The organism is Leifsonia sp. KNZ12-8B, assembly GCF_056755495.1.
Genome location: NZ_JBPGXM010000047.1, coordinates 1 through 24085 on the forward strand (window position 1 = coordinate 1; position 24085 = coordinate 24085).

The window sequence follows — 24085 nt, forward strand, 5'->3', positions numbered from 1 at the left end:
GCGTCGGTTGGGATGCAGCGGGGGTGACCTCGATCGACGCTGTGTAGGAGCGGGAGGTGGTGATGCCGTCGGAGGCGTTGTAGGCGAAGGCGTCCGTTCCCACGAAGCCGGCGGCGGGGGTGTAGACGGCGCCGGTCGAGGTCGGGGCGAGGTCGCCGTGGGTGGGAGGCTGCACGACGTCGTAGGTGAGGGCGTCGCCGTCGGCGTCCTCGCCGGGATACACGATCGAAAGCGAGGTGCCGCTGACGACGGTCAGCTGGAGGTCCGCGGCGGTGGGCGCGGTGTTGGCCCGGAAGCTGTGGGCCGCGATGAGGACGGTCGAGTCGTAGAGGCCGTCGGCGGTGTCGGCGATGACGAGCTTGGCGTGGTTCCACTCCCCCGCACGCACCGCGGCCGCGCAGGTCAGGGGCGTCGTGAAACCGTCGAGCGTGGTGTCGGCCGCGCCCTCGCTGTTGTCGACGTAGCGGTCGGCATGCGCGTGGTCGTTGATGGTGTTGACCGAGACCGGCTCGCCGTCGATGAGGGCGCAGTTCTCGCCGTCGATGATGAACGCGAAGGCGTCGTTGAAGCTCTTGTCCACCCACTCCGGATACTCCATCGAGCCGAAGACGTAGGTGAACGCGATCGAGTCCGTCGTCGGACGGAAGTCGAACTCCATGACCACGGCGTCGAGAGTGCGGGCGCCGACGAGCGCGTCGATGTCCGGGTCTCCGGGGGTGTCGAAGACTCCGGAGACGGCGGAATCCTCATGCGGACCCGGCAACGACGACACCCGTCCGGTGCTGAGGGCGACGCCCGCGTCGATGCCGGCGGCCGACATCCCGGAGAAGGAGCCGATCGCCGCGGCGGCTCCCGAGATGCGGGCGCCGGCAACCTCCACGCCGTCGCCGACGAGGGAGGCGGCCAGGGCGTCAGGAGTCGTCGACGACGACTCGGTGACCAGCTGACCGGTGGAGGCTCCCGCCGGCGAGCCGACGAGCAGGACAGGCAGGGCGACAAGAGCGGACCCCGCCGCGGCGAGGATGCGTGACATGCGTTTCATGGTGCTGCTTTCTGTCGAGGTGACCGAGCAGCACGCTAGGCGCATTCAATATACGTAATGTAATCCGTGCAGTTGCCCCGGGAACACGACGCCGGGAAACAGAGCCGGGGAACAGAGGCTAGAAGCAGCGATAGGAAACAGAAAAGGGCCGGGCCCGAAGGCCCGACCCTCTTCCGAGTGAGTCCGGAGACTTACTTGATGATCTTGGTCACCGTACCGGCGCCCACGGTGCGGCCACCCTCACGGATGGCGAAGCCGAGGCCCTCCTCCATGGCGATCGGCTGGATGAGCTCGACCGACATGTCGGTGGTGTCGCCGGGCATGACCATCTCGGTGCCCTCGGGCAGCGAGATGACGCCGGTGACGTCGGTGGTACGGAAGTAGAACTGCGGACGGTAGTTCGTGTAGAAGGGGTTGTGACGGCCACCCTCGTCCTTGGACAGGATGTAGGCGGTGCCCTCGAAGTTGGTGTGAGGGGTCACAGAACCCGGCTTCGCGACGACCTGACCGCGCTCCACGTCCTCGCGCTTGGTGCCACGGAGGAGCAGACCACAGTTCTCGCCGGCCCAGGCCTCGTCGAGCTGCTTGTGGAACATCTCGATACCGGTGACCGTGGTCTTCTGCGTCGGGCGGATGCCGACGATCTCGACCTCGGAGTTGATGGCCAGGGTGCCACGCTCGGCGCGGCCGGTGACGACGGTGCCACGACCGGTGATCGTGAAGACGTCCTCGATCGGCATCAGGAACGGCTTGTCCTTGTCGCGCACCGGGTCCGGGATGGAGTCGTCCACGGCCTCCATGAGGTCGAGGATGCTCTGGGTCCACTTCTCGTCGCCCTCGAGAGCCTTGAGGCCCGAGACGCGGATGACCGGGGCGTTGTCGCCGTCGAAGTCCTGGCTGGAGAGCAGCTCGCGGACCTCGAGCTCGACGAGCTCCAGGATCTCCTCGTCGTCGACCATGTCGGACTTGTTCAGCGCGACCAGGAGGTACGGCACGCCGACCTGCTTGGCGAGCAGGACGTGCTCACGCGTCTGAGCCATCGGGCCGTCGGTGGCGGCGACCACGAGGATCGCGCCGTCCATCTGAGCCGCACCGGTGATCATGTTCTTGATGTAGTCGGCGTGACCCGGGGCGTCGACGTGCGCGTAGTGGCGCTTCGGGGTCTCGTACTCGACGTGCGAGATGTTGATCGTGATACCACGCTGACGCTCTTCCGGAGCCGAGTCGATCGACGCGAAGTCGCGCTGCACGTTGGTCGCCGACGGGTACTTGTCAGCAAGCACCTTGGAGATCGCCGCGGTGAGCGTCGTCTTGCCGTGGTCGACGTGACCGATGGTTCCGATGTTCACGTGCGGCTTAGTCCGCTCGAACTTGGCCTTAGCCACTGTGGTCCTCCTCAGGACTCTCGTGCAGACACCCCGGTCGATGGATTTCGACCGGCGGGTCTACGGGATTGGTTTCTTATGTTACGGGATGTTGCCTGGGAGCAGCGACCGAGGTCACTCGCCCTTGCTCTTCTGGACGATCTCGTCGGCCACAGCCTTCGGGACCTCCGCGTAGCTGTCGAACTGCATCGAGTACACCGCGCGGCCCGAGGTCTTCGACCGCAGGTCGCCGATGTAGCCGAACATCTCGGACAGCGGGACGTTGGCGCGGACGACCTTGACGCCGCTCGCGTCCTCCATCGACTGGATCTGGCCACGGCGGGAGTTCAGGTCGCCGATGACGTCGCCCATGTACTCCTCCGGCGTACGCACCTCGACCGCCATGAGCGGCTCGAGGAGCACCGGGTTCGCCTTGCGAGCGGCCTCCTTGTAGGCCATCGAGCCGGCGATCTTGAACGCCATCTCCGAGGAGTCGACGTCGTGCGATGCACCGTCGACGAGCGTCGCCTTGACGCCCACCGTCGGGAAGCCGGCGAGCACGCCGACCTGCATCGCGTCCTGGATGCCCGCGTCCACCGAGGGGATGTACTCGCGCGGCACGCGACCACCGGTGACGGCGTTCACGAACTCGTACGAGGTCTCGGGGGTGACCTCCATCGGCTCGAGCGAGATCTGCACCTTCGCGAACTGACCGGAACCACCGGTCTGCTTCTTGTGGGTGTAGTCGTACTTCTCGACGGCGCGACGGATGGTCTCGCGGTAGGCCACCTGGGGCTTGCCGACGTTCGCCTCGACGTTGAACTCGCGCTTCATGCGGTCCACGAGGATGTCGAGGTGGAGCTCGCCCATGCCCTTGATGACGGTCTGGCCGGTCTCCTGGTTCTGCTCGGTGCGGAACGTCGGGTCCTCTTCGGCCAGCTTCTGGATCGCGGTGCCCAGCTTCTCCTGGTCGGCCTTCGTCTTCGGCTCGATGGCGACCTCGATCACCGGCTCCGGGAACGTCATCGACTCGAGGACGACCTGGTTGTCCGGGTCGCTCAGGGTGTCACCGGTGGTGGTGTCCTTGAGGCCGATCACCGCGTAGATGTTGCCGGCGGTGACGAAGTCGACCGGGTTCTCCTTGTTGGCGTGCATCTGGAAGATCTTGCCGATGCGCTCCTTCTTGCCCTTGGTCGAGTTGATGACCTGGGCGCCGGAGTCGATGCGGCCCGAGTACACGCGCACGTAGGTGAGGCGACCGAAGAACGGGTGCACGGCGACCTTGAACGCGAGCGCCGAGAAGGGCTCGGTCGCGTCGGCGTGGCGCAGGATGACCTGCTCCTCGTCGCGCGGGTTGTGCGCCTCGATGGCGGGCACGTCGAGCGGCGACGGGAGGTAGTCGATCACGGCGTCGAGCATCGGCTGGACGCCGCGGTTCTTGAACGCCGAACCGCACAGGACCGGGTAGATCTCGTTGTTCACGGTGAGCTTGCGGATCGCGGCCTTGATCTCGGGAACCGTGATCTCCTCGCCGCCGAAGTACTTCTCGAGCAGCGCGTCGTCGCTCTCGGCGACGGTCTCGAGCAGGCGGTTGCGGTACTCCTCCGCCTTCTCCTTGAGGTCGGCGGGGATCTCCTGGACCTCGTACTTGGCGCCCATGGTGACATCACCCTTGGCGTCGCCCGGCCAGACCAGCGCGCGCATCTCGATGAGGTCGACGACGCCGACGAAGTCGGACTCGGAGCCGATCGGGAGCTGCATCACCAGCGGCTTGGCGCCGAGGCGCGACACGATGGTGTCGACCGTGAAGTAGAAGTCGGCGCCCAGCTTGTCCATCTTGTTGACGAAGCAGATGCGCGGAACGACGTACTTGTCGGCCTGACGCCACACGGTCTCGGACTGGGGCTCGACGCCCTCCTTCGCGTCGAACACCGCGACCGCGCCGTCGAGGACGCGGAGCGAGCGCTCCACCTCGACGGTGAAGTCGACGTGACCGGGCGTGTCGATGATGTTGATCTGGTTCTTGTTCCAGAAACAGGTGACGGCCGCGGACGTGATGGTGATGCCGCGCTCCTTCTCCTGCTCCATCCAGTCGGTGGTCGAGGCGCCGTCGTGCGTCTCACCGATCTTGTGGTTGACGCCCGTGTAGAACAGGATGCGCTCGGTCGTGGTGGTCTTGCCGGCATCGATGTGGGCCATGATGCCGATGTTGCGGACCTTCTTCAGGTCGGTGAGCACGTCCTGTGCCACAGGGTTCCTCCGAAAAGTAGAGAGTGGAAGCTGTGCCGCCCGGGCGCGGCACGGTTAGGTATAACGCCCGGGCGGCCAGATTTATTACCAGCGGTAGTGGGCGAAGGCCTTGTTCGACTCGGCCATCTTGTGGGTGTCCTCGCGGCGCTTGACCGCGGCACCGAGACCGTTCGACGCGTCGAGGATCTCGTTGGTGAGACGCTCGGTCATCGTCTTCTCGCGGCGGCCCTTGGCGTAGCTGGTGAGCCAGCGGAGCGCGAGGGTGTTGGCGCGGTGCGGCTTGACCTCGACCGGGACCTGGTAGGTCGAGCCGCCGACGCGGCGGCTGCGGACCTCGAGGGTCGGGCGGATGTTGTCGAGCGCCTTCTTGAGCGTGGTGACGGCGTCCTGGCCGGACTTCGAGGCGACGCCCTCGAGCGCGTCGTAGACGATGCGCTCGGCGAGGCCCTTCTTGCCGTCGAGGAGGATCTTGTTGACGAGCTGGCTGACCACCGGCGAGCCGTAGACCGGGTCGGCGACGACCGGGCGCTTGGGAGCGGGACCCTTGCGAGGCATTACTTCTTCTCCATCTTCGCGCCGTAGCGGCTGCGAGCCTGCTTGCGGTTCTTCACGGCCTGGGTGTCGAGCGCGCCGCGCACGATCTTGTAGCGCACGCCGGGCAGGTCCTTCACACGACCGCCGCGGACGAGCACCATCGAGTGCTCCTGCAGGTTGTGGCCCTCACCGGGGATGTAGGCGGTGACCTCGGTCCCGTTCGACAGCTTCACACGGGCGACCTTGCGGAGCGCGGAGTTCGGCTTCTTGGGGGTGGTGGTGTAGACGCGGGTGCACACGCCGCGCTGCTGGGGGTTGGCCTTCAGGGCGGGAGCCTTGGTCTTGGTGACCTTCGGCGTCCGGCCCTTGCGGACCAACTGCTGAATGGTTGGCACTGACTTCTCCTTGTATGGACTGCACGGTGACAGGTGTTGCTGTCCGCGATCCAGCGGCCCGGTTCCGGAAGGCCGGTGGCGGGCTGTTCGTGATCGCGGGGGTGATCGGCTGGCGGGCGGATGGTCCGCCTGCCGATATGCCGTGGGGGCGGGGATCCCGTGCGGTCTCCCTGCCCATCGGATGAGTACGTGCCGGCCCGCGCATCCCGTGCCGTTGCGGGCACAGAACAAGCGCGCGACAGAGCGCACACCCGATAAATACTATCGTCCGCGCCCTTGCCGGTCAAATGAGAGCGGGTGTGCTAGACCCCCGTCCGCGCAGGGCGAAACCGGCGTCGATCAGCCCTGCGTGGTGCCGTCGTCGAGCATCGGGACGAACACCGCGCCGTCCGTGCCGAAGGCGAGCTTACCCGTGTAGCCGAAGGGGAACGGGTCGGTCGAGCCTTCGCCCGTCGCGCCGTCCGAGGAGCGCGTGAGCGTCGTCGAAGCGGCGACGCTTCCGCGGTCGGCCGACACCCTCCAGCCTCCGTCGGTCCACGCCGGGTCGATGACGACCCAGGGGCGCGCGGTCACGGTCCAGTGCACGTCGCCGGCCGTGAAGCCGTCCGGCGTGCTGTCCGCGACCCCGAACGGGCAGTCGGGCGGGGCGGTGGCGAGTGAAGCGGCGCACGCGTCGAGCCAGGCATCCGCAGCCTTGCGGCCGGCCGCGTCGCCCTCGGAGGTGAGCTGGGCGACGAAGCGGGAGGGCTTCGTCGTGCCGGTGGGCGACGAGGCCACGTCCGCATCCCAGATGCGGTAGTCCTCGCTCGGCGAGGTGAAGGCGACCGGGTAGTCGCCGGGAAGCGCGCGGAGGGTGACGGCAGCCGTGGTCTGCTCATCGCGGGGCGCGATGCCGGCGACGGAGTACCGGATGTCGGCCGGCGCGGCCACGGTGAAGCGGACGGTCTCCGTCTTCACGGGTGCGAGCCGCCAGAGCGTGGCGCCGGGGAGGCCGCCGGCGCTCTCGATGGCGAACGACCGATGCTCGCTGCGGTCCCCTCGCACGACGGTCGCGTCCACCGAGCCGGTGCGGCCGTGGACGGCGACACGGCCGATCCGGAACGAGGAGATGTGATCGTTCGCCGCCGCGTACGCCTTCTCGCTCAGGAGGATGTCGTCGGGAGTGTGCCGGATGCGGCCGATCCGCATGGCCTCCTCCGCGTGTCCGCGCTCCAACGCGGTGAGGTAGCGGGCCACCAGCGCGCGCGGCTGGTCCGCGACGAGCCGCAGCGTGACGGCCGACGCGCCGGAGGCGACGAGAGCCGCAACGGCGACGACCGCGATCCCCGCGACCCAGCGGAACCGGCGTCGCGATCCGCGCGGCCGGGCCGGGGCGGGCTCCGGCGTGCTGGCGGGCTCTGGCGCGGTGGCGGGCGCAGAAGCGGGGTGGAGGCTCATCGGATCCCTTCGACATCCGCGAGCCTATTGCGCCGCAACGCACGAGCGCGGGCACCCGTTGTGGGTACCCGCGCTCGGGAGAGGTGGAGTCGGCTCAGCCGCCGATGCCCTTGGCGAGCTCGCTGTCGACGTTCTGCAGCGCGTCGGCCGCCTTGGTGAGGAACTGCGACATCCCGTCGAGGCCGCTCACGGCGTCCGTCGTGCCCTTGGTGAACTGCTCGTAGGACGTGTGGAAGGCGCCGGAGGCCTGGTCGGTGACGAAGCCGCCGTTGACGAGGCCGTTGACGAGGTTCTGCAGCTCGTGGAGCTTGGCGGTGATGTCGTCCTTGCCCGCGATCAGGCGGTTTGCGGCATCGGTCATCTCGCCGTAGGTGACGTTCATGTTGGCCATGACGGTGTTTTCCCTTCGTTGTCGCTGATGGTGGTCCCTGAGGTTGGTCCCTTGAGGTCGAACCCCCCGGGCCGACCAGCTACCTCTACCTAACCAGGAGCCGTTCCGGACCGGAATGGGGAGCACTCCCCATGTGGATGCCGCTGGGCCGGCCGGCGACTGTGGACAGGGCAGGGACCGGCGTCAGGCGACCGGCGTCCAGCGCACCGAGTCCACGATCGCGTCGAACAGCTCGGTGTAGAGCAGCGGATCGCCGGGAGACGGCACGTCGACCGTGATGTGCAGCAGGCGGCTGCCGTCCGGGACGGGGAGCCAGTACTCCAGCTTCACGTCCTGGGTGGTCTCGGCGCCGACCTTCAGCTGCGCGACGTCGGACGAGCGTGCGGCCGGCCCGGCGTCGAGAGCGAGCTGCTCGGCCTCCGGGAAGGCGCGGGCGAGCCGGGCCGCCGGGTCGTCATCGGTCGCGGTCGCGGTCGGCGGCCAGGGCGAGAAGTCCATGATCATCGCGGCGGGGAAGGGCACGCCGGGGAGGATCTCGAGCGAGAGGCCGACGCGGAAGGCGCCGGCCTCCTTCGCCGCGGCGGCCATCCCGAGCAGCTGCTCGCGGGCGTCGCGGCGGAGCCGGGCCAGCCGGTCGTTCATGCCGATCTGCCTCTTGACGAAGGCCGCGATCTGCGCACGCGAGTTCTCATCGCCCTCCAGCGGCACCGAGACCCATGTGCCGGGCAGGACGATGCTGAGATCGGCCTCCTGGAACGACAGCTGCCTCGTCACTGCTCGAGCTCGATCGACAGGGACGCGACGATGCTCTCCGTCTCGGCCGGCATGTCGCCGAACGCGTTGAGGTCGGCTGTCGTGAACGTGAAGTGGACCATCTCGTCGGCCCCTGGCGGGAAGACGCCGAAGACGGTGCGCGCCTCCACCCAGCCCTCCTCGGGCGCCTCGCCCGGCTCGGCGGGGTCGTCGAGGTACTCCACCACCTGGTGGATGCCGGCCAGGCGGCCGCTCGGGATGATGTGCTCCCAGCCGTCGAAGAGGATGGTCGTGCCGTCGGCGTCCGGGTCGCCGGCGAGCTCCCGCGCCTCGCGCAGGAACCACGCCGCATCCTGATCGGGCTCGACGCCGGCGACCTGGAACGTCATGACCGCGCCGACGCTGAGGAAGTGCTCCGGCCGCAGGTAGACGGCGGCGGTGAGGTACGGGTTCAGCTGCGCGAGCAGCCGGAGGCGCAGCTCGGCGAGCTCGGCCTCCACCGCGCCCTCGTGGTCGGAGCTGCCCAGCTCCGCCGTGGCCCGGGCGACGACGTCGCGCGCCCAGTCCTCGCTGGCGACATCGTCGTCGAGGAGCATCGGGTAGAAGCCCTCGGGGATGGACACGGAGAAGTCGCGGATGCCGGGTGCCATGCCGCCCACCCTAGCCGAGCGTCCACTTGGGGAGACGGCCGTTGGCGAGGTCCTTCGCGATGGAGTCCGGCTTCAGCGAGACGGGCTTGTCGCTCTGGTCCAACGGGTTGTTGGTGAAGGTCTCGAGCTTGCCGGCGACCACGCGGTAGTTCCAGACGCCCAGGGCGACCTTGTACCCCATCGGGATCTGGTCGGCGATCTCCTTGGCGAACTGCGGGTTGTCGAAGCCGACCAGGCCGAGCGGGTTGCTCCGCAGCTTCATCAGCCCCTCGGAGGCCGGCGTGATCTTGAACGGGTTCGTGCCGAACACCTCCTTCATCACGTTGGGCAGGGCCTTCGGCGAGTTGACCATCGCCTGCACGTCCTTGAGGGCGGCCGCCTTCTTGCCCTTGGTGATGCCGGTCAGGGCCTTGAACTGGCGGCGCGGGAGCTTCATCGCCGCGGTGAGGCCCTTCGCCTTCACGAGCTTGGCGATGTACTTGCCGATGTTGCCGCCGAACACGGCGAGCACGACGCCCACCGCGGCGAACGCCACGTCGACCCAGCTGCCGTCGCCGTTGATCGCCTTGATCACGCTCTCGACCAGGCTGATGACGGCGCCGACGATGGCGAGCACGAGGAGGATCTGGCCGAGGATCGGCACCCAGGACAGGAAGATGGCCAGCACTCCGGCGATCTCGCAGATCTTCTTGATGACATCGCCCCAGTTGTCCCAGAAGCCGTCCTTCAGGCCGTGGTTGCCCTTGCCCTCGACGACGTCCTTGATCGCCTCGGCGGCGGTGTGCGCGGCTTTGTTCTTGGCGTCCCGGGCATCCCGCCAGGCCTGCTGGGCGGCGTGCAGCTCCTTGAGGGCGTCGCCGGCGGCCGACGCCGCGTTGGAGGCGGCGGTGTCGTTGGCCGCCTTCTCCTCGGGAGTGCTCTCGTCGGCCTTCTGCTGCGCGGTGTGCGCGCTGCGCTGGGCGGCGTCCGCCGCATCCTGCTTGTCGTTGATGAGGGAGATGGCGGTCTCGGCGTCGTCCTGCGCGTCACGGAGCTTGCCCGCATACACGGTCAGCGCGGTCGCCGTGGTCTCGTAGCGGTCCTGCGCCTTGCCGATGTCCTCCGCGACGTCGGCCGCGCTCTTCTTGACGGCGTCGACCGCCTTGCTGGTCATCCCGCCGACCTCGCTGATGCGGTCGAGGGCGGCCACCGAGCGGGTGATCGCGTGCGCGATCCGCTCGTAGTGGGCGGCCTTGGACTGGACCAGCCCCGGATTGCCCTCGAGCTTGTCGTACTCCCTGTCGCTCATCTCCGCTCCCCCTTACTTCGCCGTGGCTTCCGGGTGGTTCTTCGCGACGTCGGCCGCCGCGTCCTCCAGCGCCTTCGCCAGCTCGCCGTCGACCTTCGTGAAGCCCTCGGTGATCGCGCCGATCGACTCCTTCAGCGCCTTCACGCTCTCGGTCATCTTCTTGCGCTTGTCGTTCCACTTGTGCGCGAAGTCGTGCACGCGGTCGCCCAGCTCGTCGTGCCCGGTGGCCTCGGCCACGTCGTCGCTGAAGTCGTCGGCGTCCTCGAACTCCTTCACGACGGCGTCCAGGTCGTCGCGCAGCTGGGTCAGCAGCTGCAGGTCGAGCTTCAGGTCGGGCGCACCCATCGGCGACTCCTTTCGGTCAGGCAGCGTCCAATGTACAGACGCCCAGACGGAACAGCGATGGGGAGCGGTCCCCATCCGGTCGCGCGTGGCCCGGCGGGTATCGTGCTGTCGTGCGCCTCAAACTCACCCTCGCCCGCCCCGCCGGCAGCGGCGACGACATCGTGGTCACCGCGGACGCCGCCGCGAGCATCTCCGAGGTCGCCGCCACCATCGCCCGCGTCGATCCGCGGCGGACCGGGCCGGTCGCCCCCGGCGAAGCGCTCACGCTGCGTGCGCAGCTGCCCGGCCAGGCCGAGCCGCTCATCCTTCCGCCGGACGCGCCGATCGGCGAGGCGTGGATCGGGAGCGGGGCGACGGTCGCGCTGGCCGACGCGGGCCTCCACTACGTACCGCCGGAGCTCGGCGACGCGCCGGTCGTGGCGACGCTGCGCGTGCTGACCGGCGACCAGGCCGGCCGCGAGTTCCCGCTGCGCGCCGGAACAACGGTGCTCGGTCGCGACGCGGGCTGCGACGTCGTGCTCGACGACCCGCTGGTCTCGAAGCGGCACGTGCGGTTCGAGGCGGGCGACGGCGTCGAGGTGGTCGACCTCGGCTCCGCGAACGGCGTCGTGGTGGACGGCGGACTGGTCACCCGCTTCACCGTCCGCCGCGCCGAGACGATGCTCATCGGCGACACCGAGGTGGAGCTGACCGTGCTGGCCGGGAGCGACGTGCCGGCCGCGCCGCCCACCGCCGGGCCGGTGTTCTTCAACCGGTCGCCGCGCGTCGAGCGCCGCTACGCCGGGCAGACGTTCCAGGCGCCGGAGGTGCCGGCCGAGAAGGAGGACCCGCCCTTCCCGCTGCTGGCGATGCTGACGCCGCTGCTGCTGGGCGGCGCGCTGTTCGCGCTCACCAAGAACCCCACCTCCCTGCTGTTCGTGCTGCTCTCGCCGATCATGCTGGTCGGCAACTACATCAGCTCGCGCACGCGCAACAAGCGCAAGCTCAAGAAGCAGATCGCCGCGTTCGAGCAGCGGCTCGACGCGCTCTCGAGCCGGCTGGAGGAGGAGCGCGGCATCGAGGGCGAGCTGCGCCGTGCCGAGACGCCGACCACGGCCGACGCCCTCGCCGACGCCGTGCGCCGCGGGCCGCTGCTGTGGACCAGGCGTCCGGAGCACTGGTCGTTCCTCAACCTGCAGCTGGGCCGCGGGCGGATGCGCTCGCGCAACCGGGTCGCGGTGAACGACCGCGGCGAGCTGATCGCGGAGTTCCAGGAGCGGCTGGACGCTGTGATCGCCGCGAACGAGTTCGTGGACGACGTGCCGGTGCTCGACAACCTCTACGAGTCGGGTGCGCTGGGCATCGCCGGGCCTGCCGACATGATCGCGGGCTCGATCAACTCGGTGCTCGTGCAGCTCACGACCCTCCACTCGCCCGCCGAGCTCGCGGTCGCCGCGCTGGTGTCGCCGCGCTGGTCGCGCGAGCTGGGCTGGCTCAAGTGGATGCCGCACACCTCCTCCCCGCACAGCCCGATCGCGGGCGGCCACCTCGCCGACAGCGCGTCGAGCGCCGCCGGCGTGCTGAGCGCGCTGGAGGGGCTGGTCGAGGATCGGCTCGCCGCGGCCCGCGGGGCGGTCCAGCGCCGTGGTGCCATGGACCAGGAGAGCGCGGCGCTCGAGCGCGGCGCCGAGGTCGGCGGCGGCAGCACCCAGCAGGGAACGCCCTCCCCCATCCCCGCCGTGGTGGTCGTGATCTCGGGCGACGTCGCGGTCGACCGGGCGCGGCTGGTGCAGCTGGCGGAGGCGGCGGCCGATGCCGGCGTCTTCCCGATCTGGCTCGCGGAGGACGTGACGCAGCTCCCGGCGGTGTGCCGCACCTACCTGCAGCACACCGACCGGCCGGACCGCGCGACCGCGGGCTTCGTGCGGCTCGGCGAGACCGTCGAGGAGGTCGTCACCGAGCCGGTGGCGACCGGAACCGCCCTCGACTACGCCCGGCGCATGGCGCCCGTCATCGATGCCGGGGCGCTCGTCGCCGACGCGAGCGACCTGCCGCGATCGGTGTCGATGGTGACGCTGCTCGGGCACGACCTGGCCGAGACCTCCGGAGCGGTGATCGACCGCTGGCGGCAGAACGCCTCCATCCACGACCGCTCGTCGGGTTCGCGGCCGGCCAAGCGCCGGCCCGGCACGCTGCGCGCGATCATCGGCTCGGCGGGCGTCGACGCCATGCACCTCGACCTGCGGACCCAGGGGCCGCACGCGCTCGTGGGCGGCACGACCGGCGCGGGCAAGAGCGAGTTCCTGCAGGCGTGGGTGCTCGGGATGGCCGCCGAGTACAGCTCGGACCGCGTCACCTTCCTGTTCGTGGACTACAAGGGCGGCTCGGCGTTCGCCGACTGCGTCAACCTCCCGCACTGCGTGGGCCTCGTGACCGACCTGAGCCCGCATCTGGTGCGCCGGGCGCTCACCAGCCTCCGCGCCGAGCTGCACCACCGGGAGCACCTGCTCAACCGCAAGAAGGCCAAGGACCTGCTGGAACTCGAGAAGCGCGGCGACCCGGAGAGCCCGCCCGCGCTCGTGCTCGTGATCGACGAGTTCGCCGCGCTGGTGGGCGAGGTGCCGGAGTTCGTGGACGGCGTCGTGGACATCGCGCAGCGCGGACGCTCGCTCGGCATCCACCTCATCATGGCGACGCAGCGGCCCGCGGGCGTCATCAAGGACAACCTGCGCGCCAACACCAACCTGCGCATCGCGCTGCGGATGGCCGACGAGTCGGACAGCCAGGACGTGGTCGGCGTGGCCGACGCGGCCCACTTCGACCCGGGCATCCCGGGCCGCGGCATGGCGAAGACCGGTCCGGGACGGCTCGTGCGCTTCCAGTCGGCGTACGCCGGCGGCTGGACCAGCCGCGAACCGGAGCGGGCGGGCGTCGAGGTGGCGGAGCTGCGCTTCGGCGGCGAGGTGCGCTGGGAGGAGGAGCGTCCGGCGGAGGAGCCGGAGCGCGACCTCGGCCCGACGGACCAGCAGCGGATGGTCGCCTCGATCGTTTCTGCGCACGCGGCCGCGCACATCCCGCATCCCCGCCGGCCCTGGCTCGACGAGCTGGCCGCGGTGTACGACCTCGGCCTGCTGCGGCAGCGCACGGACGCCGAGCTGCTGCTGGGCGTCGCCGACATCCCCGACCGGCAGGAGCAGCGGCCGGTGTACTTCCACCCGGACGTCGACGGCAACCTCGCCGTCTACGGCACGGGAGGCTCCGGCAAGTCGACCGTGCTGCGCACGCTCGCGTCGGCGGCCGCGATCACGCCGCGCGGCGGGCCGGTGCACGTGTACGGCCTCGACTTCGGCGCGGGGAGCCTCCGGATGCTCGAGAAGCTGCCGCACGTCGGCTCGATCATCCCGGGCGACGACGCCGAGCGGATCATCCGGCTGTTCCGGACCCTGAAGGCGGTGCTCGAGGACCGCGGCCCGCGCTTCGCCGAGGCCAACGCCTCCAGCATCACCGAGTACCGCTCGCTGACCGGGCGGCAGGACGAGCCGCGCATCCTGCTGCTGATCGACGGGTTCCCGAACTTCCGCGAAGACTTCGAGATCCCCGCCGGGCGGTCGCAGTGGTACGACGTGTTCCGCGACATCCTCGCCGACGGGCGGCGGCTCGGGATGCACGTCGCGCTCACCGGCGACCGTGCGGGAGCCGTGCCGACGGCCATCCGCTCGCTCGTGCAGCGCAGCGTCGTGCTGCGGCTCGCGGACGACGGCTACGCGATGCTCGACGCGCCGAGCGACGTGCTGAGCGCCGCCTCCCCTCCCGGCCGGGCGATCGTCGACGGGTACGAGACGCAGGTCGCCGTGCTCGGCGGCTCGCGGGCCGTGTCGGACCAGTCGGAGGCGGTGCGGCGGCTCGCCGAGGCGATGCAGCGAGCGGGCATCCGCCCGGCACCGGAGATCGGCTCGCTGCCGAAGGAGTATGCGCTCGACAGCCTCCCGCCGTCGCTCGGCGGCGCGCCCGTGCTCGGCCTCAGCGACATCGACCTCGGCCCGTACGGGTTCGAGCCCTCCGGCACCCTCCTGGTGGCCGGACCGCCGGCGAGCGGCCGCACCAACGCGCTCGCGGCGCTGGCGGCCTCGGTCGCCCGGTTCGACCCCGAGACGCGGCTCTACTACTTGGGCTCGGCGCGCTCGCCGCTCGCGGGCTCCAGCCTGTGGACCGGACGTGCGGTGACGCCGGCCGAGGCCGCCGAGCTCGCGAAGGACCTGGCCGCGGCGGTCGCCGACCCCGACACCGAGGGACGGATCGCCGTGTTCGTGGAGGCGATCGGCGACTTCCTGCAGACGCCGGCGGACGCGGCCATCGTCGAGCTGGTGCGCGCGGTCCGCCGCAGCGACCACCTGCTCGTCGCGGAGGCCGAGACGAGCGCCTGGGGCTCCTCCTGGCCGCTGCTCGGCGAGGTCAAGAACGGCCGCCGCGGCCTCCTGCTCCAGCCGGAGTCGGTCGAGGGCGACCTGCTGCTGAAGACGCCGCTCCCGCGGATGAACCGGGCCGAGTTCCCGGCCGGGCGCGGGGTGCTCATCCAGAAGGGGACGTTCACGCGGGTGCAGGTGCCGCTGGTGGATGCGGGGTTGCCGGTGGGGGTGCGGGTGTAGGGGCTCCTACTCCTCGTCCTTCTCCCACGGCCACTGCGGGCGTCCGCGCTGGCGGAAGCGGCCGACGAGGACCAGCTGGTAGAGCAGCGTGACGACGAAGGCGGCGGCGCCGACCAGGATCGCGTAGATGCTGCCGAGCTGGCCCAGCGCGAAGACGACGTAGTGGAAGGGCTCGCTCGGGTCGCCGGCGGCTCCGGCGATCGCGCCCGCCGCCGCGTACACCGCGTAGCAGGCGACGCCGACGGCCAGGGCGGCTCCGGGAGAGACGCGCTGCTTCTCGGCGGGCACGCGCGTGCCGATGGCGATCAGGAAGATCAGCAACACCGCCACCGCCGCCGCGACCATCACCGGCCCGACGAGCGTGCCCGCCTCGCGGTCGGCGATGACGTCCGTGTTCGTCGCGAGCGACAGCAGGCCGAAGCCCGCGACGATCAGGGCGAGGTAGAGGCCCGCGGCGAAGCAGGCCACGATCGTCGCGTACGCGCGCTCCTCACGCATGGCCCACCCGCCGGATCGGCGCCCCGCTCAGTAGCCCTGCTGCGTCGCGTACGCGGCGACGGCCTGGTTCTGCGCGTCGGCGAGCTGCTGCTCGTAGTCGGCCTGCGCCTCCGCGTTGCGGGCCTTGAGCTTGCGGCCCCGGGCCGCGAGCCAGGCGCCGGTCCAGACCGACACCTCCCGCGCGATGATGCCGGCGAGGATGGCGAAGGCGCCCAGCCAGACGGAGCGGAGGACGACGTCGAGCTCCTCGGCCGTGCGGTCCCACGGGTGCGCGTCGAGCACGGCGGCGCCGACGTAGACGAAGTAGACGAAGATCGCGACGAACAGGCCGCCCAGGATGTATGCCCACCACCGCGCACGGTTGAGGATCTGCACCAGCACCACCATCCCGATGAAGAACGCCAGCACCGGCGCCCAGCCGGAGTACTGCTCGGTGTAGAAGCGGGTGATGGCCGACACGAACTCGTCGCTCGGCGTCAGCAGCGCGCCGACGATGAAGACGGCGGCGGTCCACAGGATCGCGTACGCCACGGTGCCGATCAGCGCGATCAGGATGCCGAAACCGCGGTTGCTCTTCTTCTTCGGACGCTCGGGCCGCTGCACGAAGATCGGAGCGACCGGCTGCGGGGCCGGGGTGGCGGTCGTGGGCTCGGGCGCCCAGGTCGCCTCGCCCGTGCCGGCCGTGCCGTAGGCGGCGGTCGCCTCGGCACCGGCTGCACCGGCACCGGCGGCACCGGTCGAGCCGTTGGTCTGCAGGTTCGCGGCCTCGGCGGCGGCGATCACCGGGGTGGCCGACTGCGCCGGCGTGGCGGTGTCGACGGTGGCCTGGCCGCCGGCAGAGGCGCCGGGCTCGCCGGGCTGAGCGGCCGAACGGGCCACCGCGGCGGCGATCTCGTCGTCGGTCGCCGTGACGGGCTCCGGCTCGGTCACGGCGGGCGGCGAGGTTGGGGTCGGTGTCGTGCGGCTCGCCGGCGTCCTGCCCGGCGGCGGGCGCGGCGGCCGCGGCGGCCGGCTCCGCTGCGGCGGACTGCGCCGGCGCGGTGGCGGGCGCCTGCTCGGTGTTCGCGGGCGGCTCGGCCTGCGCGCCGCGCGGCGCGGGCGCCGGGGTGGGGTGGCGCATGTCAAGCACCCTCCATCGGCCCGGCGGGCCCATCTCGTCGCCAACTGTAGCAACGGGCCCGCCGTTGTCGAGGGAGGCCATACCGCTGGGCGCTACTCGGCCGGGGTCGGCCCTTCGCCGTCCGCCAGCACGTAGAGGAGGCCGCTGACCGTGCCGTCGTACCCGGTTCCCGAGCTCGCCGGCCCCACATCGATGCCGTCGACGAGCATCAGGCGGGAGCCGGACTGCAGCCCCTTCACGAACGCGAGGATGTCCGCATACTCGCCCGAGACGGTCGCCGTCACCGGTACGACGACGAAGTTCTTGTCGGTCACGAGGGTGCTGGTGACGGGCGGCATCCCGGCCGACGGGGCCGAGGAGGCCGCGGGTGCCGGCGTCGCGGTCGGCGACGGTGCAGGGGTGGAGGTGGGGGTGGAGCTGGAGGTGGAGGCGCCTCCCGAGCCTCCTGCTCCCGCGGCCGCCCCACCGCCCGGGTCGGCGGGTGGTGCGTAGGCCTGCCCGTCCGCGATCTCCGTCCCGACCACCGTCACCCCGGCGGCAGCGGCGAGCGCGACGACCTGGTCGGTAAACTCGTCGGCCTGCCGTTCCGCCGGGATGGACGTGCTGAGCGCCGTCAGCCGCTTCTTCAGCGCGGGGAGGCTCTCGCTGTCCTTCTTCAGGCGCGCAAGCACGGCGGCATTCGCGGCGTTGCTCGCCCGCACCTGCGCGGTCTGCGCGTCGGCGGCGGCCGCCTGGTCGAGCTGCGGCTGCACGCCGACCACCCAGCCGAGCACGACGACGACGGCCATCGCGAGGACGCTGCCGATGATCCAGAGCCTGGTCTTGTCCACGTCACTTCTCCTTCGGCTGGAAGCGCTCGGTGTAGAGGGCCTCGCCCACGTGCAGCGTCACGCTTGCGACGTACCTGTTCGTCGTCGTGTCGAAGTTGGCGGCCCCCGGGACGGCGTCGACCACGCCGTCCACCTTCTCCAGCGCCGACACCCACGCCGTGACATCGGGCAGCGCCGCGCTCGACGCCTCGATCGCGACCGTGCCGACGCGCGGACCCTGTAACGGATCCGTCGACTGCTGGTACACCGCGATCGGCGAGGCGGAGTCGATGGCGACGGAGGTGAGGGTGACGCCCGCCGGCTGCACGGCCTGGACCTTCTGCAGGAAGGCGTTCCAGTCGATCTCGGTCGCCGCGCCGACCTGCTGCGCGGCCTCGGCGAGCGCGACCTGGCGCTGCACCTCGCGCACGTCGGCGTACTTCTGCTGCTGGGTGAGGAGGTCGGTGGTCTGCATCCGCGCCCCGACCAGTCGGGCCTGGGCGCCGACGTCGACGGCGAACGCGCCGCCGACGGCGACCACCATCACGAGCGCGACGACCAGCACGCCCCAACCGGACGCGCGCCGCAGGCGACGGTCGCGGCGGTCCGTGCGGACCTCCGGGGGCAGCAGGTCGACCCGCGGCTCGCCGCCGATGCGGAGGTCCTCGTGCCGGGTGGAGGACGGACGCGAGGCTGCGGCGCCGGTCGCCGCGGCCTGAGCCGGGGACGGAGCCGCCGACTCCCCGGCCGGCCGCGGGGATCGACGAAGGGTGATGCTCATGCCGCGCTCCCCAGGGCCAGGCCGAGTGCCGCAGACAGCGACGACCGCCGCTGCCGGAGCACGTCGGCGTCGAGATGCCGCGACAGCGCCACGGACTGGAAGGGGTCGCCGATGGCGACCGGGAGCCGGGTCATCTCGCTCAGGGCGTCGGGCAGGCCGGGCAGCTGAGCGCCTCCCCCGGTCACGACGAGCTGCCCGACCGGGGTCGCCGGGCGGGTGTTCACGAAGTAGCTGATGGTGTTCCGGAGACTCGTGAGCAGCTCGCCGGTCACCCGGTAGATGATCTCGACGGCCTGGTGCTCCTCCGGCGTCGAGACCTGGCGGGCGAGTCCGATCGTGGCCTTGATGCGCTCGGCCTCGCCCGGCTCCACCTCGAGGCCGCTGCGGAGCGCCTGGGTGAGTTCGCCTCCCCCGGCAGGGATGATGCGGACGAACTGCGGGACGCCGTCGGTGACGATCACCACGCTCGTGGTGTTCGCGCCGATGTCGACCAGCGCGACCGTCCCCGTGAGGCCCGGCCGGGTGATGAGCGCCCTGGTCACCGCGAACGGCAGCAGGTCGACATCGACCGTGGTGAGGCCCGCGAGCCGGGTGGCCTTGACGTTGCCGAGCACCGCCTCCTTCACCGCGGCGACGAGGAGGCCGTTGACCACAGGACCGGAGTCGCCCTGCGCCTCCGACACCGGGTAGAAGTCGAGCAGGGCGTCGGCCACGGGGACGGGCAGCATGTCCTGGACGAGGAAGGGCAGGCTCTCGCGGATGCGGGTCTGCGACATGCGCGGCACCGTCAGGTCGCGGGCGAGGACGCGCTGGTTGCCCATGCCGAGCACCACGTCCTTGCTCGAGAACCCGCCCTGCTGCCACAGCCGCTTGAGCCCGGCCGCCACGGTGTTCGGCTCGAGCACCTCGCCGCGGCTGGCGGCGCCGTCGGGCAGCGGCACCTCGTCATGGCGCAGCAGCGTCGGCCGCGGCTTGCCGGGGTCGGCGAGCTCGACGGCGCGAATGGTCGTGGAGCCGATGTCGATGCCGACGATGCTGTTGGCCATCCGTTCCTCCTTGTCTGTTCTAGGCGAGTCCGAGCAGCGCCAGGTAGGCGCCGGCGATGGCAGGTCCGGCGAGGATGCCGAGCCAGGCCCCGGCGAGCATCCACGGTCCGAACGGGATGCCCGTGCCGCGATGCGCGCGGCGCAGGACGAGCAGCGCGACGGCGTAGAGCCCGCCGAGCACGAAGGCGGCGAACGCGCCGACGATGAGCGTGCCCCAGCCGAGGAAGCCGAGGAAGCCGCCGAGCACCCCGGCGAGCTTGACGTCGCCGAATCCCATCCCGCCCGGGTAGGCCAGGGCGAGCGCGAGATAGAGGAGGAACAGCGCGGCCCCTCCGATCGCCGCACGCAGCAGTGCGCCGGGGTCGCCCGCGAGCAGGCCCGCCGCGCCGAGCAGCACGGCGCCGACGGCGTAGGCGGGGAGCACGATGGCGTTCGGGAGGCGGTGGGTGTCGAGATCGATGAGCGCGAGCACGATGCTGATGGCCGCGAGGTAGAGGTAGGCGACCACCTGCAGCACCCCCGCGGCGAGCGCCGAGCCGTCGTGCCCGGCCGGAGCCTCCGGTCCCGCCCAGAACCACCACGCGACGACGACGAACGCGACGGCCGTCACCGCCTCCACGAGCGGATAGCGCACGGAGATGCGGCTGCGGCACGACCGGCAGCGGCCGCGCAGCGCCAGCCAGGAGACGACGGGGATGTTGTCGTACGGCTTGATCTGCTGCCCGCAGCTGCCGCACGCACTCGGCGGCGACACGATCGAGCGCCCAGCGGGCACCCGGAACACGATCACGTTGAGGAAGGAGCCGATCAGGGCGCCGAAGACGGCGGTCATCCCGACGGCGGTGAGGAGCACGGTCGTCGTCATCACAGCGGTGCTCCATTCGGCGCGAAAGCGGTCCTGACCTCGATCTCGGTCGTGACGTCGTACGAGGTGGTGCGCGGGGTCGGGAAGCGCGGCGGCGGGGAGTTCAGGAGGCGGGAGTCGTAGCTGTACGACTTGAAGAAGCCGCTGCTGCCTCCCGACAGCCCGACGGGCCCGCGGAACTTCTGGGCGATGGAGCCGGTGACGCAGAGGTAGCCGCGCTTGCCGGCCTTGTAGTTCTGCACCTCGAACGAATGGTCGTTGGAGAGGATGGCCGCGTTGATCGTCCGCGCGCAGTTCGTGCTGCTCGCGCCGGCCTCCCAGGAGGTGAGCGAGGTGCCGGCGGTGCAGTCGTTGTAGGCGTCCCTGGAGGTGCACTGGACCGGGTTCCAGACCCAGACGGAGTTGGCTCCGACGAGGCCCAGCATGTCGTTGGCGCTGTCCTGATAGACGAGCGTGCCCGTGATGAACGCGAAGTTGTCCGCGTTGACGGTCAGCGAGCCGTGCACCGTGCCCTGCACGAAGACGTCGCCGGCGCGGCACCCGTATGGAACCTTCGACGAGACCGTCTCGTTCGCCACCGGGTAGCCGATGCCGTTGCCCGTCCCGGTGCCGGTGGCGGTGACGCAGGCGAACGCGTTGTTGTTCGGGCTTCGGTTCGCGGCCCAGTAGTTCGGGTTCGTGTTCGACGACGGGACGGTCTGGACGTAGATCAGGTTGTTCCACATCGCCGTCGCCGCGCCGATGCCGATGGTCACTCCGGCCGGATCGGCGAGCGTGCCGCGGTTCTGCGTCGGCGACGCGCCCGGCGTGCCGGCCGTTCCGCAGTAGGCGGGATCCGCGAAGCCGTTGCCCGCCTTCGTCTGCGTGTGGATCGTCCAGGGCGAGTAGACCTTGATCGTGCCGCCCGGCTCGAAGGTGATCCGCGTCGGCCCGGTGTAGAGACAACCCGGGTTCGGCACGGTGTCCGGCAGGTCGGCGCGCACCTGGTCGAGCTGCTGCTGCACCGCCGGGATCTTGTAGAGGGAGGCGTTCTGCGGCGGTCCCGCGCTGAAGACCGGCGTGCCGGAGCAGCCGATCTGCGAGTACAGCCTCCCCGACGCATCGCGCTTGGGGTTCGCCGTCGTGACGCGCTTCTTGAACGTGCCGCCGCAGATGTTGAGCGTGTCGTTGGAGTGCACCTGGCCGTCGAGCGTGTCCTGGGTGACGAAGTTGATGATGCACTCGGAGTCGAGGGACGGGTTCTCCCAGGCATGCAGCACCGGGCACGCCTTCGTGTTCACCGCGGGATCGAGGATCTCGTAGTCGGTGAAGTACACGTAGTTGGTGAAGCCGGCCTGCTTGATGTTGGCGACGACACTGCGTGTCACCGAGCCGACCTTGCCGGTCGCGCGCAGCCGCAGCACCCCGTTGCTCTGGAACGAGGAGTTGTCGACCTCGTAGCGGAAATAGGCGTTGACCGCGATGCCGTCCGTGAGCTTCACCTGGGCCCAGGAGCCGCCCGGCGTGACGTCGAACGCGGGGTTCGTGAGCGGCGGGCTCTTCACCGTGGCGGCCGAGCCGTTCGCGATGGTGAAGGGGGCGTTCTTGTTGCCCCACTGGTAGTACGTCGGGTCGTTGGTCATACGGCCCTGGTAGTCGGCGACGCCGGCGTACGCGGCGGACATCGCGGCATCCCAGTCGGCATCGTGGTCGGAGCGCACGAGCCCGGAGACGGCGAACGTCGTCGTGAGCGAGACCAGCAGGAGCAGCACCGATGCGATCCCGACGACCATCGCGAGCGCGACCCCGCGGTCGTCCGACGATCGGACGACCCGCAGCGGGGCGCGGAGCAGACGCAACATCACGACCCCGCTCCCACGTTCGCCATGCTGATGGTGTTCGTGAGCGTCACAGCGCTCGCGGAGCCGGTCGCGCGGATCGTGATGGTGACCTGGATGGAGGCGATCGCCGCACGTTGCGCATCGGTCGTCAGCGCCGATGGCAGCAACTCGGTCGTACCGGTCTTGTCGAAATACCGGAAGACGACGGCGCTGCTCGGGATTGAGTTGCAGAGGGCGCGCTTCACTGCCGGAGTCGCGGTGGCGCGGTTCGGGAACGTCCAGTGCCCGTTGACCCCGGCGACATTCGAGGTCGGGTTCCACTGCTGCTCGATCAGCCGGCCGTCCGCGTCCACCGAGAACTGGGCCATGACCGGGCTTTCGGCGCCGGTCAGGTTGACATAGGCGTAGAACGCGATGCTGGTGGCCGTCGCCGCGAGAATCGCCGGCTCGGCCTGCTGGCCGCCGGGGGTCGGGTTGGTCAGCGGGTTCGGGGTGGCCGCCCGCAGCATGCGGGCGGCCTGGTTCATGCCGTTGGACGCCTGCCGTGTTCCGCCGTCGATCGACTGCGCCAGGCTCACGCTGTGGGTGCCGGCGACGAACATCCAGGTGCCCAGCGTCGCGATCAGCGCGGTGAGCGCCATCGCGATCAGCAGCTCGACGAGGGTGAGGCCGGCCTGCTCACGGCGCAGCTGGGCGGGGAGGCGCATCACGGCTGCCTCGGGTCGAGCGTGAAGATCGTGGAGCTCGTCCAGGCGGGGCTTCCGGCGGGAAGCGTGACGGCCGTGGAGGTGATGTCGGTCGTCGTCGTGGCGGTGTCACTCGTCGCGGAGACCAGCTTCCAGCTCCCGTACGGCAGCGCCAGCGTGACCGCACTGCCGCTGCTGGAGAGCTGGGCGAACTTCAGTGTCATGCCGGTGTCGCAGCCCGGGTCGCCGCTGGCGGCGTTGCCGGCTGCGCTGATCGCGCGCACCCACGTGCCGCCGAGTCCGCCGCTGGTCGAGAGCCTGACGAGCGCCATCGGCAGGTCCACCGGGTTGGCGGAACCGGGCTCCGTAGCGACGTGCGCCCGCTGCCCGACGTGGCCGCTCGCGTTCGGGGTCGACCACTGCAGCGGATCGACCGAGTCGCACACCGGCTGCGGGCTGCCCGCGCCGATGAAGGCGCCGGCGATGATGTCGTACCCGGACACGGCCGGGAACACGGGCACGCTCGCCTTGTAGGCGGGCGACGCGGCCGTGCCGCCGGTGACGGTGACCGTCGCCAGGGTCGGATCCCCGGTCGGCTTGAGGGTCAGCGGGAGGTTGCGCGGGAAGTACACGCCGAGCGGGGCGCCGGGCGCCGGCGTGATCGCGGGAGTGGCGCGCGTGTCGTATTGCAGCTCGACGACGGCCGACTGGTTGCCGTACACCGGGACCTTCGTGGCCGGCCGCGTCGCCTGGGCGGGCGTCAGGCGGTTGTCGCCCGAGGACCCGATGGTGACGACGTACGAGCCGGGCACGACCTTCAGCACGTAGCTGCACCCGTCGGTGTCGGTCGCGACGGGTGCGGGCGTGATGGTGGTCGCCGCGTTGGGCGAGATGGAGGTGTCGGGCACCGCCGCGACGGGGATTCCTGCCGCCGCGCTGCCGTCGGCGCGCGTGACGTGCACGATGATCGTGCCCGAGGCCGGGTCGTTGATCGGGCCGGCGGGCGCGATCAGCGTGCTCGCCTGCACCGGGGCGGTGCCGGACCGCATCCCGGTCCATGTGACCGAGACGTTGAGCGTCTTGTTCTGGAGGATGCCGGGGCCGCCGCAGTCGCTGGCGGCGCCGGTGCTGGTCACCCAGCCGACGGACGTGGTGATCGTGTACGTCGTGCCGTCGAGGCTCTGGGTCACCTCCCTGCTCTTGACGGTGAAGATGTCGGTCTGCGATCGAGCGATGTCGATCTGCTGCGCGGCGAGGTTCGCGGCGACCTCCGCTGCGCGGGAGCTGCGGGTGAGCGTCATCGACAGCGTCAGCGAGTACGCGACGAGGACGGAGACGATCGCGAAGACCATCATCGCGATCAGGACCTGTCTCTTATACACATCT

The 24085-nt window shown here is 70.6% G+C and carries 21 protein-coding genes; 1 reads left to right on the top strand and 20 read right to left on the bottom strand.

Translation table 11 applies throughout. The features are described from left to right. From ACR9ZG_RS09025 to ACR9ZG_RS09075, 11 genes are all read right to left on the bottom strand, one after another. A partial coding sequence (locus tag ACR9ZG_RS09025) for a choice-of-anchor L domain-containing protein (protein ID WP_481284494.1) occupies nt 1-1033 on the bottom strand: 1033 nt, incomplete at its 3' end. 200 nt (nt 1034-1233) lie between these two features. Beyond that, the gene (tuf, locus tag ACR9ZG_RS09030) at nt 1234-2427 is read right to left on the bottom strand and encodes an elongation factor Tu (protein ID WP_301212336.1); all 1194 of its coding nucleotides are present in this window, start codon (nt 2425-2427) and stop codon (nt 1234-1236) included. Nucleotides 2428-2541: 114 nt separating this feature from the next. Beyond that, nucleotides 2542-4656, bottom strand: coding sequence for an elongation factor G (gene fusA / locus ACR9ZG_RS09035; RefSeq protein ID WP_481284495.1), 2115 nt, complete (start codon nt 4654-4656; stop codon nt 2542-2544). A gap of 84 nt (nt 4657-4740) precedes the next feature. Continuing rightward, a complete protein-coding gene (gene rpsG, locus ACR9ZG_RS09040) occupies nt 4741-5211 on the bottom strand; it encodes a 30S ribosomal protein S7 (protein ID WP_314146763.1) in 471 nt (156 codons plus the stop codon). Beyond that, nucleotides 5211-5585, bottom strand: a complete 375-nt coding sequence (gene rpsL, locus ACR9ZG_RS09045; RefSeq protein WP_011186743.1) for a 30S ribosomal protein S12 — start codon at nt 5583-5585, stop codon at nt 5211-5213. The genes rpsG and rpsL overlap by 1 nt, the downstream gene beginning before the upstream one ends. A gap of 339 nt (nt 5586-5924) precedes the next feature. Further along, complete coding sequence (locus ACR9ZG_RS09050) at nt 5925-7022, bottom strand: hypothetical protein (protein ID WP_481284496.1); 1098 nt, start codon at nt 7020-7022, stop codon at nt 5925-5927. A 94-nt stretch (nt 7023-7116) separates the two neighbouring features. Further along, entirely contained in the window at nt 7117-7413 is a 297-nt protein-coding gene (locus ACR9ZG_RS09055; RefSeq protein WP_481284497.1) for a WXG100 family type VII secretion target, read from the bottom strand. Nucleotides 7414-7596: 183 nt separating this feature from the next. Then, the gene (locus ACR9ZG_RS09060) at nt 7597-8187 is read right to left on the bottom strand and encodes a hypothetical protein (RefSeq protein WP_481284498.1); all 591 of its coding nucleotides are present in this window, start codon (nt 8185-8187) and stop codon (nt 7597-7599) included. After that, nucleotides 8184-8816 carry a hypothetical protein gene (locus tag ACR9ZG_RS09065; protein ID WP_481284499.1) on the bottom strand — a complete coding sequence of 211 codons (633 nt, stop codon included), beginning with the start codon at nt 8814-8816 and terminating at the stop codon, nt 8184-8186. The genes ACR9ZG_RS09060 and ACR9ZG_RS09065 overlap by 4 nt, the downstream gene beginning before the upstream one ends. 10 nt (nt 8817-8826) lie before the next feature. Beyond that, nucleotides 8827-10104, bottom strand: coding sequence for a putative T7SS-secreted protein (locus ACR9ZG_RS09070; protein WP_481284500.1), 1278 nt, complete (start codon nt 10102-10104; stop codon nt 8827-8829). Nucleotides 10105-10116: 12 nt separating this feature from the next. Continuing rightward, the gene (locus tag ACR9ZG_RS09075; RefSeq protein ID WP_481284501.1) at nt 10117-10449 is read right to left on the bottom strand and encodes a hypothetical protein; all 333 of its coding nucleotides are present in this window, start codon (nt 10447-10449) and stop codon (nt 10117-10119) included. A gap of 110 nt (nt 10450-10559) precedes the next feature. Between ACR9ZG_RS09075 and ACR9ZG_RS09080 the strand changes: the two genes are divergently transcribed. After that, nucleotides 10560-15074: an FtsK/SpoIIIE domain-containing protein gene (locus ACR9ZG_RS09080; RefSeq protein WP_481284502.1), complete on the top strand. Its 4515-nt coding sequence runs from the start codon at nt 10560-10562 to the stop codon at nt 15072-15074. 6 nt (nt 15075-15080) lie between these two features. Here ACR9ZG_RS09080 and ACR9ZG_RS09085 read toward each other — a convergent pair whose 3' ends face one another. From ACR9ZG_RS09085 to ACR9ZG_RS09125, 9 genes are all read right to left on the bottom strand, one after another. Beyond that, the gene (locus tag ACR9ZG_RS09085; RefSeq protein WP_481284503.1) at nt 15081-15572 is read right to left on the bottom strand and encodes a DUF6121 family protein; all 492 of its coding nucleotides are present in this window, start codon (nt 15570-15572) and stop codon (nt 15081-15083) included. Nucleotides 15573-15599: 27 nt separating this feature from the next. Beyond that, a complete protein-coding gene (locus tag ACR9ZG_RS09090) occupies nt 15600-16502 on the bottom strand; it encodes a hypothetical protein (protein WP_481284504.1) in 903 nt (300 codons plus the stop codon). 282 nt (nt 16503-16784) lie between these two features. After that, on the bottom strand, nt 16785-17522 hold the full coding sequence (locus ACR9ZG_RS09095; protein ID WP_481284505.1) for a hypothetical protein: 738 nt from the start codon (nt 17520-17522) through the stop codon (nt 16785-16787). 1 nt (nt 17523) lies between these two features. Then, nucleotides 17524-18282 (bottom strand): hypothetical protein, encoded by a 759-nt coding sequence (locus ACR9ZG_RS09100; RefSeq protein WP_481284506.1) that lies wholly within the window; start codon nt 18280-18282, stop codon nt 17524-17526. Next, nucleotides 18279-19328: a type IV pilus assembly protein PilM gene (pilM, locus tag ACR9ZG_RS09105; protein ID WP_481284507.1), complete on the bottom strand. Its 1050-nt coding sequence runs from the start codon at nt 19326-19328 to the stop codon at nt 18279-18281. Before pilM ends, ACR9ZG_RS09100 begins: the two co-directional genes overlap by 4 nt. A gap of 19 nt (nt 19329-19347) precedes the next feature. Then, nucleotides 19348-20193 (bottom strand): prepilin peptidase, encoded by an 846-nt coding sequence (locus ACR9ZG_RS09110; protein WP_481284508.1) that lies wholly within the window; start codon nt 20191-20193, stop codon nt 19348-19350. Beyond that, complete coding sequence (locus ACR9ZG_RS09115; RefSeq protein WP_481284509.1) at nt 20193-22037, bottom strand: hypothetical protein; 1845 nt, start codon at nt 22035-22037, stop codon at nt 20193-20195. The genes ACR9ZG_RS09110 and ACR9ZG_RS09115 overlap by 1 nt, the downstream gene beginning before the upstream one ends. After that, nucleotides 22034-22720 carry a PulJ/GspJ family protein gene (locus ACR9ZG_RS09120; protein ID WP_481284510.1) on the bottom strand — a complete coding sequence of 229 codons (687 nt, stop codon included), beginning with the start codon at nt 22718-22720 and terminating at the stop codon, nt 22034-22036. The genes ACR9ZG_RS09115 and ACR9ZG_RS09120 overlap by 4 nt, the downstream gene beginning before the upstream one ends. After that, nucleotides 22720-24085 (bottom strand): hypothetical protein (locus ACR9ZG_RS09125; protein ID WP_481284511.1); only part of this gene is annotated, 1366 nt, incomplete at its 5' end. The genes ACR9ZG_RS09120 and ACR9ZG_RS09125, both read right to left, overlap by 1 nt.

Bases quoted from the DNA above. Each gene is read 5' to 3' on its own strand.
- rpsG (WP_314146763.1), bottom strand. From the start codon at position 5,211: ATGCCTCGCAAGGGTCCCGCTCCCAAGCGCCCGGTCGTCGCCGACCCG.
- ACR9ZG_RS09050 (WP_481284496.1), bottom strand. From the start codon at position 7,022: ATGAGCCTCCACCCCGCTTCTGCGCCCGCCACCGCGCCAGAGCCCGCC.
- ACR9ZG_RS09055 (WP_481284497.1), bottom strand. From the start codon at position 7,413: ATGGCCAACATGAACGTCACCTACGGCGAGATGACCGATGCCGCAAAC.
- ACR9ZG_RS09065 (WP_481284499.1), bottom strand. From the start codon at position 8,816: ATGGCACCCGGCATCCGCGACTTCTCCGTGTCCATCCCCGAGGGCTTC.
- ACR9ZG_RS09070 (WP_481284500.1), bottom strand. From the start codon at position 10,104: ATGAGCGACAGGGAGTACGACAAGCTCGAGGGCAATCCGGGGCTGGTC.
- ACR9ZG_RS09075 (WP_481284501.1), bottom strand. From the start codon at position 10,449: ATGGGTGCGCCCGACCTGAAGCTCGACCTGCAGCTGCTGACCCAGCTG.
- ACR9ZG_RS09085 (WP_481284503.1), bottom strand. From the start codon at position 15,572: ATGCGTGAGGAGCGCGCGTACGCGACGATCGTGGCCTGCTTCGCCGCG.
- ACR9ZG_RS09100 (WP_481284506.1), bottom strand. From the start codon at position 18,282: ATGAGCATCACCCTTCGTCGATCCCCGCGGCCGGCCGGGGAGTCGGCG.
- pilM (WP_481284507.1), bottom strand. From the start codon at position 19,328: ATGGCCAACAGCATCGTCGGCATCGACATCGGCTCCACGACCATTCGC.
- ACR9ZG_RS09110 (WP_481284508.1), bottom strand. From the start codon at position 20,193: ATGACGACGACCGTGCTCCTCACCGCCGTCGGGATGACCGCCGTCTTC.
- ACR9ZG_RS09120 (WP_481284510.1), bottom strand. From the start codon at position 22,720: ATGCGCCTCCCCGCCCAGCTGCGCCGTGAGCAGGCCGGCCTCACCCTC.